The sequence below is a fragment of the Corynebacterium sp. HMSC073B01 genome (genome assembly GCF_001838255.1).
Classification (GTDB): Bacteria; Actinomycetota; Actinomycetes; order Mycobacteriales; family Mycobacteriaceae; genus Corynebacterium; species Corynebacterium jeikeium_D.
In genome coordinates this window covers 39,129-52,408 of record NZ_KV836148.1, presented here as the reverse complement: position 1 = coordinate 52,408, position 13,280 = coordinate 39,129, and the positions used below count along the sequence as shown (strand labels likewise).

14 protein-coding genes are annotated in these 13,280 nt (G+C 59.4%); 9 read left to right on the top strand and 5 right to left on the bottom strand.

What is annotated here, in order from left to right; all coding sequences use genetic code 11:
• Positions 1–148 precede the first annotated feature (148 nt).
• The 5 genes from pgi to HMPREF2849_RS03525 all read left to right on the top strand — a co-directional run bounded on the left by pgi (position 149) and on the right by HMPREF2849_RS03525 (position 4,496).
• Positions 149–1,786, top strand: coding sequence for a glucose-6-phosphate isomerase (gene pgi, locus HMPREF2849_RS03545; RefSeq protein ID WP_070862606.1), 1,638 nt, complete (start codon positions 149–151; stop codon positions 1,784–1,786).
• Between the two features lie 168 nt (positions 1,787–1,954).
• On the top strand, positions 1,955–2,710 hold the full coding sequence (locus HMPREF2849_RS03540; RefSeq protein ID WP_049190299.1) for a 3'(2'),5'-bisphosphate nucleotidase CysQ: 756 nt from the start codon (positions 1,955–1,957) through the stop codon (positions 2,708–2,710).
• A gap of 16 nt (positions 2,711–2,726) precedes the next feature.
• Entirely contained in the window at positions 2,727–3,563 is an 837-nt protein-coding gene (locus HMPREF2849_RS03535) for a thymidylate synthase (RefSeq protein WP_070862605.1), read from the top strand.
• 23 nt (positions 3,564–3,586) lie between these two features.
• Positions 3,587–4,117 (top strand): dihydrofolate reductase, encoded by a 531-nt coding sequence (locus tag HMPREF2849_RS03530; RefSeq protein ID WP_070429818.1) that lies wholly within the window; start codon positions 3,587–3,589, stop codon positions 4,115–4,117.
• A 100-nt stretch (positions 4,118–4,217) separates the two neighbouring features.
• Positions 4,218–4,496, top strand: a complete 279-nt coding sequence (locus tag HMPREF2849_RS03525; protein ID WP_049190305.1) for a mycoredoxin — start codon at positions 4,218–4,220, stop codon at positions 4,494–4,496.
• Positions 4,497–4,594: 98 nt separating this feature from the next.
• On the opposite strand, the gene HMPREF2849_RS03520 is transcribed toward HMPREF2849_RS03525, so the two are convergent.
• The 3 genes from HMPREF2849_RS03520 to HMPREF2849_RS03510 form a co-directional block, all read right to left on the bottom strand.
• Positions 4,595–6,004 carry an NAD(P)H-quinone dehydrogenase gene (locus HMPREF2849_RS03520; RefSeq protein ID WP_016422155.1) on the bottom strand — a complete coding sequence of 470 codons (1,410 nt, stop codon included), beginning with the start codon at positions 6,002–6,004 and terminating at the stop codon, positions 4,595–4,597.
• A 75-nt stretch (positions 6,005–6,079) separates the two neighbouring features.
• Positions 6,080–7,306, bottom strand: a complete 1,227-nt coding sequence (locus HMPREF2849_RS03515) for a M20 family metallopeptidase (protein WP_070862604.1) — start codon at positions 7,304–7,306, stop codon at positions 6,080–6,082.
• Positions 7,307–7,468: 162 nt separating this feature from the next.
• Complete coding sequence (locus tag HMPREF2849_RS03510; RefSeq protein WP_070566184.1) at positions 7,469–7,873, bottom strand: hypothetical protein; 405 nt, start codon at positions 7,871–7,873, stop codon at positions 7,469–7,471.
• Positions 7,874–7,904: 31 nt separating this feature from the next.
• On the opposite strand from HMPREF2849_RS03510, the gene HMPREF2849_RS03505 reads away from it, so the two are divergent.
• Positions 7,905–8,189: a hypothetical protein gene (locus HMPREF2849_RS03505; RefSeq protein ID WP_042388436.1), complete on the top strand. Its 285-nt coding sequence runs from the start codon at positions 7,905–7,907 to the stop codon at positions 8,187–8,189.
• A gap of 9 nt (positions 8,190–8,198) precedes the next feature.
• Here HMPREF2849_RS03505 and upp read toward each other — a convergent pair whose 3' ends face one another.
• On the bottom strand, positions 8,199–8,834 hold the full coding sequence (gene upp, locus HMPREF2849_RS03500; protein WP_016422152.1) for a uracil phosphoribosyltransferase: 636 nt from the start codon (positions 8,832–8,834) through the stop codon (positions 8,199–8,201).
• Between the two features lie 345 nt (positions 8,835–9,179).
• Between upp and HMPREF2849_RS03495 the strand changes: the two genes are divergently transcribed.
• The 3 genes from HMPREF2849_RS03495 (at position 9,180) to HMPREF2849_RS03485 (ending at position 11,917) form a co-directional block, all read left to right on the top strand.
• Entirely contained in the window at positions 9,180–9,500 is a 321-nt protein-coding gene (locus HMPREF2849_RS03495; protein WP_070862603.1) for a hypothetical protein, read from the top strand.
• Positions 9,500–10,543 (top strand): C40 family peptidase, encoded by a 1,044-nt coding sequence (locus HMPREF2849_RS03490; RefSeq protein WP_070862617.1) that lies wholly within the window; start codon positions 9,500–9,502, stop codon positions 10,541–10,543. Before HMPREF2849_RS03495 ends, HMPREF2849_RS03490 begins: the two co-directional genes overlap by 1 nt.
• 132 nt (positions 10,544–10,675) lie before the next feature.
• Complete coding sequence (locus HMPREF2849_RS03485) at positions 10,676–11,917, top strand: hypothetical protein (protein ID WP_016422149.1); 1,242 nt, start codon at positions 10,676–10,678, stop codon at positions 11,915–11,917.
• A gap of 29 nt (positions 11,918–11,946) precedes the next feature.
• On the opposite strand, the gene HMPREF2849_RS03480 is transcribed toward HMPREF2849_RS03485, so the two are convergent.
• Complete coding sequence (locus HMPREF2849_RS03480; RefSeq protein WP_016422148.1) at positions 11,947–13,176, bottom strand: adenosine deaminase; 1,230 nt, start codon at positions 13,174–13,176, stop codon at positions 11,947–11,949.
• Between the last annotated feature and the right edge of the window lie 104 nt (positions 13,177–13,280).

Sequence of the window (13,280 nt, the reverse complement as noted above, 5' to 3'; positions counted from 1 at the left end):
TGGGGCGACGCATAAGCACAGCGGACTCGAGTTGCTGGCAGATTGTGGTCACGCCTGGTCGAATCCAGCCGCCCGGCGAGAGCGCCAAAACGCAACTAGTCTGGGGATGTATAAAGTGCATTTCGTCAAAAATTACCTGGGAGCAGGAATGACTGTAGATATCACTGGAACCGAGCAGTGGGCTCAGCTGGCTAAGCGCGTGGACAATGTTCGCGCCACCTCGCTGCGTGAGCTTTTCGCGAATGAAGATAGCCGCGCTGAGAAGCTGACTTTCGATGCGGGCACTCTCCACGTTGACCTTTCCAAGAACTTGATGTGCCTCGACGGTTTTGCCGAGCTGGTTGAGCTCGCTCGCGCCGCTGGCATCGAAGAAGCACGCGAGAAGATGTTCCGCGGTGACAAGATCAACACCACTGAAAACCGCTCCGTGCTGCACACAGCGCTGCGCCTGCCAGCAGAGGAAAATCTGACCGTCGGCGACCAGGATGTTGCTGCCGACGTGCATGAGGTGCTCGGCCGCATGCGCGACTTTGCTCGCAGCCTCCGCAGTGGAGACTGGCTGGGATACACGGGTCACACTATTAAGACTGTGGTCAACATCGGCATCGGTGGCTCCGACTTGGGCCCGGCAATGGTGACCAAGGCGCTGCGCACCTACGCCACTGCCGGCATTGATGCCCGCTTTGTCTCTAACGTTGACCCATCTGATCTACATGCGGTTCTGGATGAGGTCGATCCGGAGTCCACGCTGTTTATCGTCGCTTCCAAGACCTTCACCACGCAGGAGACGCTCTCCAACGCTCACGCAGCTCGCCGCTGGCTTATCCAGCAGCTGGGTAGCGAAGATGCCGTCGCCAAGCACTTCGTCGCCGTTTCCACGAATGCCGAAAAGGTCGCCGAATTCGGCATCGACACTGAGAACATGTTTGGCTTCTGGGACTGGGTCGGCGGCCGCTACTCCGTCGACTCCGCCATCGGCCTGTCCATCATGGCCGTCGTTGGTCCGATGGACTTCATGCGCTTCCTGCAGGGCTTCCGCGCAATGGATGAGCACTTCCTCAACGCTCCGCTGGAGCAGAACGTGCCGGTACTGATGGGCATGCTGAATGTCTGGTACTCAAACTTCCTCGACGCTCAGTCGCATGCCGTGCTGCCCTACTCTGAAGATCTCTCTCGCTTCCCGGCGTACCTTCAGCAGCTCACCATGGAATCGAACGGTAAGTCCGTGCGTACCGACGGCAAGAGGGTGGACTACAACACCGGAGAAATCTTCTGGGGTGAGCCGGGAACGAACGGCCAGCACGCTTTCTTCCAGCTCCTTCACCAGGGAACTCGCCTAGTTCCGGCTGACTTCATCGGCTTTGCCCGTCCACGCCAGGATCTGCCGACGGCTTCCGGCGAAGGTTCTATGCACGACCTACTGATGAGTAACTTCTTCGCACAGACCAAGGTGCTGGCCTTCGGTAAGACCGCAGAAGAAATTCGCGCAGAGGGCGTTGCCGAGGAACTCGTAGAGCACAAGGTCATGCCAGGTAACCGTCCGACCACGACCATCATGGCCGAGGAACTGACCCCGGACGCTGTCGGTGCGCTGATTGCACTCTACGAGCACATCACCTTCGTCGAGGGCATTGTTTGGGGCCTGAACTCCTTCGACCAGTGGGGCGTCGAGCTGGGCAAGCAGCAGGCTGGCGACCTGTTGCCTGCAGTTACCGGTGAAGTGGCGCCTAATTCTGGCGACGCTTCTACCGATGCGCTGCTGACGTGGTACCGCGACAAGCGCTAACGTCTTTTAGCCAATTGGCCTAGATAGCTAAGAGTCCGCCTTCGGCTTGAACTGATTCTCGCTGCGGGCGGACTTTTGTTATTTATATGGCCACTCGGTTGCGGTGAGGATGGGGCGCGGCATCCCGTCGTAAAGCGGGGTCGGGAAAAAGCGAATAGTATCTAAGTCATGTCTGCCTACATTGAAGATGATGTTCTTGCCTATCGACTTGCCGTGGGCGCCAGTGAAATTCTCAAGGGTGTCCGCAACGTAGGCCTGCTGCGTGGCCGCATTCTGGGAGATGCCGGCGACGCACTGGCACAGGAGTGGATTGCCCGCGTACTAGAGCAGCACCGTCCGGACGACGGACTGCTGTCGGAGGAAGCCGCGGATAACCGTGAGCGCCTGGACTCAAAGCGGGTGTGGATTATTGACCCACTCGATGGCACGCGTGAGTTCGCTTCGGGGCGCCAGGACTGGGCAGTTCATGTCGCTCTAGTAGAGGACGGTCAGCCGACCCACGCTGCTGTTGGTCTGCCGGATCACGGCCAGGTTTTCCACACGGGTGAGGCCAAGGCTGTGCAGGGGCCGCGTGCGGGCAAGATTGTCGTATCGCGTACTCGCCCACCGGCTGTGGCGAAGTACGTCGCTGACAAGCTAGGCATGGAGCTGGTGGAGATGGGCTCCGCTGGTGCGAAGGCAATGCACGTGCTGCTCGGTGACTACGACGCCTACATCCACGACGGTGGTCAGTACGAGTGGGACTCGGCAGCGCCGGTTGGTGTCGCTAAGTCCGCAGGGCTTTTTGTCAGCCGCCTAGACGGCTCCGCGCCGACCTACAATAATGTCGATACTTTCCTGCCGGATATGCTGTTCTGCCGACCGGACCTGTCGGAGGAGATTCTGGCACTGGTGAAGGAATTCAAGGATCAAGAGCAGAAGTAGGTAAGCTAGGGCGGCTATGACCGACTCCACTGACATCACGACACAGGCTCATCAGGGCATTAAGACTCCGTACGAGGATTTGCTACGCGAAATTCTCGCTGACGGAGCAGCTAAATCAGACCGCACTGGCACGGGCACTCGCTCAGTGTTCGGCCGCCAGCTGCGCTTTGATCTGAGCGAGGGCTTCCCACTGATCACCACTAAGAAGGTGCACCTGAAGTCCATCGTGTACGAGCTGTTGTGGTTCCTCCGCGGCGATTCAAACGTCCGGTGGCTCCAGGATCATGGGGTGACTATTTGGGACGAGTGGGCAGACGACAACGGCGACCTCGGTCCGGTCTATGGCGTGCAGTGGCGCTCTTGGCCCACTCCAGATGGGCACCACATCGATCAGATCGCACAAGCGCTGGAGACTCTGAAGTCCAACCCGGATAGCCGCCGCAACATTGTCAGCGCCTGGAATGTCTCCGAGATTTCCAATATGGCGCTGCCGCCGTGCCATCTGCTGTTCCAGTTCTACGTCGCAGATGGCAAGCTCAGCTGCCAGCTCTACCAGCGCAGCGCGGACATGTTCCTAGGCGTGCCATTTAACATCACTTCCTATGCACTGTTGACGCACATGATGGCGCAGCAGGTGGGCTTGGATGTTGGTGAGTTCATCTGGACCGGTGGCGATTGCCACATCTACGACAACCACATTGAACAGTGCGAACTGCAGGTCTCCCGTGAGCCACGCCCCTACCCCACGCTGAAGCTTCAGAAGGCCGACAGCATTTTCGACTACGCTTACGAGGACATTGAGGTCATCGGCTACGACCCGCATCCTCTGATTCGCGGTCAGGTGGCTGTCTAAGTCAGCGAAAGGTGAGTGTCGACATGAACGAGTCCACCGCTTCCACCAGCGCAAGGCCCCCATTTGTAGGGATGATTTGGGCGCAGTCTCGGGCCGGCATTATCGGCGACGGTGCGACTATGCCCTGGCATCTGCCTGAAGATCTTCAGCATTTCAAAACAACAACGATGGGCGCACCGGTCATCATGGGGCGTCGCACGTGGGACTCGCTGAATCCCAAGTTCCGACCACTCCCCGGTCGTCGAAACATCGTCCTTTCACGCTCCGTGTCCGATTTCCCCGGCGCCGAGTCCGCAACCAGCCTCGAAGCCGCGCTCGCCGCCGTCGCCGACGCGCCCGCGGCTTGGATTATCGGAGGCGGGCGTGTCTATCGCGATGCACTTTCGCTTGCCGACGAATGCGTGGTCACTGACATTGATACTGATGTCAACGTCCCAGTACCGGTCATGGCTCCCGACCTCTACGACTGGGTTCGCGTCGAGGATGGCCCGTGGCAGACGTCAACAACCGGCCTACGCTACCGCTTCTGCACGTGGCGGCGACTAGAGGATTAGCGCTTGGAAGCCTGTCTCGCAAGGCTCTGAGGCGGGACTACTGCCCGGCGAACGTATTGCGCAATGGAATATCGGCCTTGGTCCGCGCGTTGACCTAAGTATGACTGATGTGAAGACTCCACAGACCACCGAACACGTGACCATTTACGCTGCAGCCTGGTGTCCTTTCTGCCAGAACCTTATTGCTGGCCTGAAGGAAAACGGCACTCCGTTTGAGGCCTGGGATGTCGAAAAGCACGACGACATTTCGAAGTGGGTTGAGTCCGTCAATGATGGCAACCGCGTTGTTCCGACCGTGCTGTACTCCGATGGCGTGCACGCCACGAATCCGTCGGTTGAGGAAGTCACCGCTAAGTACGCTGAACTCTCCAGCAAGTAATTAAAAAGCTAAGTAATTAAAAAGCCGAGCCCCACTTCCGGGGTTCGGCTTTTTATGTATGAATACGACCGGTCATGTTGCCAGTCGCGATACCAGCATTAGTCCAGATCGTCGTGTGCCATCAGCTGACGAGCAGCCTCAGTAATCGAGCCAGACAGTGACGGGTAGACAGAGAAGGAGCTTGCCAGGTCATCGACGGTGAGCTGGTTGGAAACACATACCGCAATTGGCAGAATCAGCTCCGAGGCGGTCGGAGCGACCACCACACCACCGATAATCATGCCGGAGTTCTTACGGCAGAACAGCTTGACAAAACCGTGGCGCAGCGAGCGCATCTTCGCACGCGGGTTACCTGCCAGTGGGAAAACCTCAACGCGAGCGGAGACCTCACCGGACTCAATCTGAGCCTGGGAAACACCGACAGTCGCAATCTCCGGGCGGGTGAACACTGCCGATGAAACAGTGCGCAGGCGAATCGGAGATACGCCTTCACCGAGGGCGTGGTACATCGCAATACGGCCCTGCATAGCTGCAACCGAAGCCAGCGGGAACAAGTCAGTGCAGTCACCGGCAGCGTAGATACCCGGCACGTTGGTACGGGAAACACGGTCAACGTGAATATGGCCAGACGGAGTCAGTTTTACGCCGCTGGCTTCCAGTCCCATATCCGCGGTGTTAGGAATCGAACCGACGGTCATCAACGCGTGGGAACCGAAGACCTCACGGCCGTCGGAAGTGACGACGCGAACGCCGCCGTCCTCCGTGCGTTCGACAAGATCACAGCGGGCGTTCTTAACAACGTCCACACCGCGCTCCAGTAGGACTTCCTCCAGGGCATCTGCAGCGTCGGCATCCTCGTGCGGCAGGATGCGATCACGCGAGGCGACCATGGTGACCTTCACACCCAGCTCGGTGAACGAGGATACGAACTCAGCACCAGTCACACCGGAACCGACCACAATGAGGTGCTCCGGCAGCTCCTCCAGTTCGTAGACCTGACGCCAGGTCAGAATACGGTCACCATCAGGAATCGCACCCGGCAGAATGCGCGGGGACGCACCGGTGCTGACCAGCACCAGGTCGGCTTCAAGAGTGACCTCGCCGCCCTCGAGCAAGTCGACGGTGACGTAGTGAGTTACACGGCCCGGGTCGTGGTCATCGAGGCGACCGCGGCCCTGCAGCATCTTGATGCCCTCACGCTCCATCTGCGCGCGAACATCGTCGGACTGCTGCTGAGCCAGGCGCTTAACGCGCTCGTTGACCGCAGTGAAGTCGATTTTGCGCTGGGAAAAGTCCGGACGCAGACCCATCTCGTCCGCACGACGCATATCGGTACGAACGCCCGTCGCCGCGATGAAGGCCTTAGAGGGAACGCAATCCCACAGGACGGAAGAACCGCCCATCCCGGCATCCTCAACCACAGTGACTTCAGCACCGTACTTGGCGCCAACCAGCGCTGCTTCGTAGCCGGCTGGGCCGCCGCCAATGATTACGATCCTCTGTGCCACAAATCCTCCAAAGTTGCCGTGGATATCACAATGTAACTACCGCGGGAGGCATTTTCCCCGCTTTGCCCCCATAGTCTAACGGACAGTCATGGTTGACTGCGCGCCGTCCTCATAGCGAGCAACAATGCCAGCGAAGAGTTTCACACCAACGCCCAGGCAACGCTCGTCCACGATTAGGTCATCTCGGTGCAAATCGTGCTTGTCGCCGCGGCCGGACCAGCAGCCCAAGCGGGCCATCGCGCCCGGGACGTGCTCGAGATACCAACCGAAGTCCTCGCCACCGGACGACTGTGGGGCCTGAATGACAGCATTCTCGTCCACTCGTCGCACTGCTTCCGCAATCAGGGCGGTGCAGTATTCGTCGTTAAGCACAGGCGGCACGCCACGCTCGTAGTTGATGGTGCAATCAGCGCCGGTCGGAGCAAGGACCTGTTCAATCAGTTCACGCACCAGTGGATCGATGTCGCGCCAGGTCTTGATGTCCGCGGTGCGCAGGGTGCCACTGACGCTGCCTTCCGACGGAATCGCGTTGTGCGCGTACCCGGAGTGAACGGAGCCGAACGTCAGCACGGTGCCCGTACGAGGATCGACGCGTCGCGACAGCAAGCCCGGCAAATCTACAATCAATTTACCCAGCGCATAAACAACATCGGCCGTCATCTGCGGACGGGAGGTATGCCCGCCCGGACCATGCACCTGAATCTCCAGGGTGTCGGCTGCAGAGGTGATGGCACCTGTTCGAACGCCAACGTGACCGACACGTAACTTCGGCTCACAGTGGACGGCAAAAATACGCTCAACGCCATCGAGCGCACCGGCGGCAATAACTTCGGGCGCACCGCCAACCATGACTTCCTCTGCCGGTTGGAAAATGAAACGCAGCGGCGTCGGCAACGTGTGCTTCTCGTGGTACTCGGCCATAGCCAGTGCCGTCGCGAGTGTAATCGTGGTGTGAAAATCATGCCCGCAGGCGTGCATGACGCCATCGTTGGTGCTGGCAAACTCCAGCCCCGTGGTCTCTGTAATTGGAAGCGCGTCTATATCGCCGCGGAAAGCGAGACGTCCCGGGAGTTCACCTCCGGCTTCGCTACCGGCGAGTTCGTCTTCACCAATGTCGACCATCAGGCCGGTGTTGGGAAACAGCACTGGTTTCAGCCCTGCAGCACGCAGCTTCTCCTCCACAAAAGCCGTGGTGGCGTGCTCCATGTGAGATAGCTCTGGGTGCGCATGAAGATGCCGCCGCCACTCGAGAATCTCGTTCGCGTGCTCGGCCCACCAGTGCTTAATAAACTCCTCAATCACAACTCTCCAGTGTAAGCGCTCCACCGACAGGCCGTAACAAGAGGCCTACCGACGACTGCGCCAGCGACAGCAGTGGCCGGCAAGCGCTTGAATGTCGGCGCCAGACGTACTCATGACCAGGAGTCACTTCTTTAACTTTGGCCTCTTCAATTATCAGATGTTTCACATTTTGAGGAAGTCTGCGATGATAATAGGCATGTCCGGCAATGGCACACCTAAGTCTCTCAGCATCCCCATCATCATCGTGGCCACCGCACTCGTGGTCGTCATCGGCATCGCCATCGGCCTGTCGCTGAACAATAGTGATGAGCCCCAGCGTCCGGAGGTTCCCTCCCCCTCGCAGCCGACGTCGCCCAGTTCGACACCGCCGTCCTCGACGAGTTCGACTTCTACGAGCAAGACGACCACCACGACCACAACTACGTCGAAGTCCTCCGAGACGTCGTCAAGCACGCCGAGCACTTCGACATCGTCCTCGTCGTCAAGCACGCCGAGCACCACGTCTTCGCCATCCACGACGACGAGCTCAGAGCCGACAACAGCTCCGGAGGGACAGGACTTCGGCACTGGCCGCTCCGACTTAGACGGCCTGGGCTTCGTGGGCAGCTCCGCACGCTGCGACAACGGTGACCGCGCCTTTGCTGTTATCGCCGCTGAACAGGGAATTAAGGCTGCTGCTTGTGAGACGCGCTCCGGCGAGAAGTACTACCGCTCGGATACACCACAGGGTTCCGGATCGATGGACATCATCGTCGATGAGGGCGACCGCGTTGTTGCACAAAACGGCTCGTACAAGTACCAGATGTCCCCCGACGGAGTTCTTGTGACCAAGGACAACGAGGTCGTCAAGAAGTACGCGGCAGAAGCCTGGGGAACTGCCTAAGAGATCAATTTAAAGATCAATGTTGCGGGGACCGTAGAGGCGGTCGCCCGCATCTCCCAGACCCGGCACGATGTAGGCATCCTCGTTGAGATCCGGGTCCACCACAGTGGTGACAAGACGCACCGGGAAACCGGACTCCTTCAAGGCGTCGACACCCTGCTGTGCAGAAATGATGCACACGGCCGTGATGTTGTCCGCTCCGCGATCCACCAACAGCTTCAGGGCATGCAGCAGTGAACCGCCGGTTGCCAGCATTGGGTCGACCAGGAAGACAGTGCGACCGGACAGATCCTCCGGCAGCGCCTCGAGGTACGGCACCGGCTCATGGGTTTCCTCATTACGAGCCAAGCCAATAAAGCCCACCTGCGCATCCGGAATCATCGACAGCGACGGATCGATCATGCCAAGCCCCGCACGAATGACGGGAACAATGATCGGCGGATCCTGCAGACGGTAACCCGGCGCGGTGGTGATTGGGGTCTGAACATCGAAGTTATCGACGGGCAGCTCCCGGCTTGCCTCGTAAATCAGCATTGCGCCCAGATCGGCGAGTGCCGCACGGAAGCCCGCGTTATCAGTGCGCGCGTCGCGCAGAATGGTCAAACGTGACTGTGCCAAGGGATGGTTGACAACGGTAATCTCCATGCCTTCCAAAATACATTGCTTTGCTTTTGCTGCTCTGGTGCCGGCATCGCAAGTTTCTGAAAACGCGTTCCCAAAAAAGATGGAACCGAATCGGCCTTTTTCGCGCCTAACAATACGAGGGCTTTTTACTGCGCCCCATTTGCGTAAGCCCGCTTACTACCAAACCACTTGCCGCTCAGCCGCCGTCCGAACCCCGCTAGCCGTTCAGCCACAGCACTGAGTGTTGAACCACACGCGAATTTCCTAGAGAGGCCGTCAACATTGTCCCGTCCATCACCACACAGTTCCCACAGCCAATCGTTTCTCTCTCCGGCCACTAGCGGGAATGACTCAGTCTTTACGCTGGTGCCAGAGCTTATTTCTGCCGATGCCACGCGCCTTGACGCGTTGTCGCAGCAGGTCAGCGGCGCTGACTTGGGCATCAGCGCACTGCTCTCGCTTGGCGACGTCCCGTTTGCTGGGCCCTTCTGTCACGCTGTAGCCACTGCTCTACAGCGCCAGCATGAGCATGTGGCTGAGCTGAATGAGTACGGCACCAGCGCTGCTCGTGCACTGAACGCTCTTGTCTCTGCGGTGTCCACTGCTGAAGATGCCGGCGCATATGCGCTGCAGTCCATCTCGCCGAAAATGGGAACGGTTGCAGCTCGCGGGATTGGTGGTGCGTGATGCTTCCCACCAATCTACTTACGGAGGTCCCCAGCGCGATTGCACAACAGCTAAGTCCTGCCATCGCACCCGCACTGGCAGGACTTGCTGGGGCCGCAATCCCCGCCGCGAGTACTGCCTGGCGCTCAGTGGCAGATTCCGTTGACCGCAACTGGGGCGATGGTGCTGGTTCCGGAGCAGGGGCCGCGGGAACAAGTCTCAAACGGGCTGCAAATGCGGCAGCCGACTTGGAAACTCGCGCCGGAACCATTGACAGTGACATTGCCAAGGGGCTGGCCGCAGTAATGTCAGCGGCCACTGATTTGGCCCGGATTGCCATGGATTTTGTCAGTTCTGCCATGGGCTCGTTGACTGCGACGGCTGCGGGGCCCGCTGGTCTCGCCGCGACCGGCGCCAGCCTAGCCTCAGCGGCCAGTTCCGCGATCTCCCAGGCCATTGCGCGGCTCATGAAACTCGAGCAAGAACTGCGACCTCTGGTGCAGTCGCTGATACAGCAAGCGAGTACCGCGGTGGACACCCCTACCCCACCTCACTCGGCACAGTTGGAGGCCCCAGGTATCACTCAAGCCGCCCTCGCTTCTACGTCTACGAACACCCCAGGTTCGGCTAGCGCTACCGACGCTGCAGATGGTTCGGAGGCGTCGTCCGATTCGGGCAGCGCACCGGTGCCTGCGGATGCGGGGGCTGGCGCGCCCACACCAGAGGCCCAAGCTGCGGTGAAGGCTGCACTCAGTGCCGTCGGAACGCCCTATGGTTGGGGCGGAAATACTCCGGGGCAGGCGCTCGATTGTTCAGGTTTAACGCACTGGGCCTACGGGCAAGCTGGTGTTGATATTCCCCGCACGGCAGAAGCACAGGCCGTCGGCAGACAGGTGAGCCAGGATGAACTGCTACCTGGCGATCTTGCAGTGTGGGACGGCCATGTCGCCATGGTTATCGGTGACGGAAAGATGGTCGAAGCGGGCGATCCGGTGCAGGTAAACCCCGTGCGTACGACCAACATCGGCATGCCGTTTAAGGGGTTCTACCGTCCGACCGGATAGTGCGGTGGGTATCTGCGTCGTAAAACTTCTAAGATAGGAATACGCAAACTTGCCACCCGTGGGGGCGCTGCAGGTATGACAATTTTTGAGTTTTAATAATCACCGACAAGCAGAAGGGCTGCGACGAAAACTATGGCCAGGAAAGGCATCGTTCCTATCGAACTCGAGCTGACCTCGGGCACCTTTTACACGTTGTGGGCTCCAAGCTGGCGTGAGGGTGGCTCCGAGTGGCAGGCTCTGCTCGGCCGCGGTGATGACATCTATTTGTTCTCATCGGCGGCAAAGCTCCTGGCTTTCCTACAGTCGGATGCTCCTCACGACTTCACGCAGCACCCCAGCTGGCGCAACTTCAACCAGCAGCTACCGGGAGCTGCCATCGCGGCGCCACGCCACCGCTATGACCTGATTGGGCTGCCAGAGATTCTGGCCGGCCGGGCCGACTACGACCATGTTTCGCGCGCTGATCGCATTCTTGCCATCACTCGCTCGATTGGTGCGATCGCGGATCTCACTCCGATCAACCAGATGTTCGCCTCTCACTCTGTCCTGGCTGCCACGCAAAATGGTGCTGATCACTTCCAGGGCAGTGGCGCCGCTCAGTGGTCGGCTATCGGTAATGTCATCTTGACCAACTGGGACAATTGCATTGACGCTATCGACGCCATCGGCGCAAATACTCCGAGCATCGATGAAGAGTCTGAAACCGCTGCTGCAGCCGCATTAAAGGAGGCGGAGGCCGCGGAGCGTGAGCGTCGTGAAGCGGCGGAGAAGAAGCGCGAAGAGGAAAAGAAGTCCGCAGAGGAGACCGCCGGCGATCCGTACGATCAGACGGTGTGGGCCAACGCTGGCATCGACCCGATCAAGATCTCCATCGCTGGCCGCACGCTCTACACCTTGCGTTGTTACATGGGGCGTCGCCCGCTATTCCTGGGCAGCGCCGGTGAGATTCACACGTTCTCACAACCCCGCACGATGGTGCGTTGGCTGCTGGAGCACAAGCATCACGACATGTCGGCGCTGACGACGTGGGATGAGATCATCACCGCCGCCAACGCAGGTGAGCTAGAGGCCGTGGTGCACGAGGACAATGAGTACTCGTTTACCGGTCTGGCCGAGGACATTGAAAAGGGCCCGAACGCCGTGGACACCGCCCAGCTCGCCCGCGCGTACGAGCTACTCGCAGACGCCGCTGACTGGGCTGGCGATGATGCCGTGAACGAAGTGCTGGCGGGCAACCAGCAGCTGCAGTGGCTGCTGAACTTCCTGCTGGACACCGGAGAAATGTCCGAGCCAGTTCCGCCTTACGACGATGAGGCCGAGGGCTGGAGGCAGCTGGAGAAGGATTTGGCCGCTCGGTTCACGACCAAGATCTAGCTCCTCCCAGCAAAGCTGGCCGGCGCTGGCTAGTCCAGCGTCAGGTTCAGCTCATCTTCGGCACCGAAACCCGCACCGTTGACATCAGTTTCGATGTCCTCGTCGCTGTTGTCGATAAGCTGCAGGTAAGCGGGGTAAATAATGGTGTCCATGATGTGCTCGCGGGTCGGCAGATCCACGAATGCATTGTTTAGCGCATTCGAGGTCAGTTCGAACAGCTCGCTGTAGCCGTAACCGAAGTTCTCCACCAACTCCATGCACTCCCGGGTCATGGAAGTCGCACCAATCAGACGGTTATCCGTGTTGACCGTGCAGGCGAAACTCATATCGTCGAGAAGCGAGAACGGGTGATCCGCAACGCTGTCACAGACACCAGTCTGAACGTTGGAGGTCGGGCAGATTTCCAGCGGAATCTGGCGGTCACGAATAGCGGAGGCAACCTCCTGGCATTCGATGCCCTCGAGGGAAGCACCGAAGTCCTCGTAGATGCGCACGCCGTGACCCAGGCGGCGAGCACCTTGCACGACAGCGTCCTGCAACGAATCGACACCGGCGTCTTCACCTGCGTGAATGGTGACCGGAATGAGGTTTTCCCGCAGCATGGTGAATGCTTCGGCATGGTTAGCCGGTGGGAAGCCGTTTTCCGGTCCAGCGATGTCAAAACCGACAACGTACCCGTCGGAGTTCTTCCCGTAGTTGTCGATGACCAGCTGTGCGACTTCCTTGGAATTGTCATTCTGGCGCATCGCACAGACCAGCAGACGTGCGGTGATGTGCTTTCCCTCAGCGGCGGCATGGGCTTCACCCTGCGCCAGGCCTTCGACCAGTGCGTCGATGACAGCCTGCATATCCAGGCCCTTTTCCAAATGGTTTTCCGGAGCCAGGCGCAGCTCAGCGTAGACGACGTTGTCGGCGGCCAGATCCTCGACGGCCTCACGCGCCACGCGCGTCAGCGACTCAGCGGTCTGCATGACGGCGCAGGTGTGCGCGAAGGCGGTTAGGTAGCTCGGCAACGAGCCAGAGTTGCCGGTGTCAATGAACCACTTCTCCAGTTCATCCACGTCGGTGGTGGGCAACTGATCGGTGTAACCGCAGTCCGCGGCCAGGTCGATAACGGTCTGCGGGCGCAGGCCGCCGTCGAGGTGATCGTGAAGCAGTACCTTGGGCAGGCTGGCGACAACCTTGCGCATCTCATCGAGATTCGATGCCGAAGACTGTGTGTCCAGAGACTGAGCATCACTGTGCAAAGAATTAGTCATAATGGCCAGACTATCGGTATTGTGCCCTCCGCTTCTACTTCACTGCCGGTGAATCGTAATTCTGCTTTGTACAAAGGCTTCCGCTCCCCCGTTTTCCCCCATCC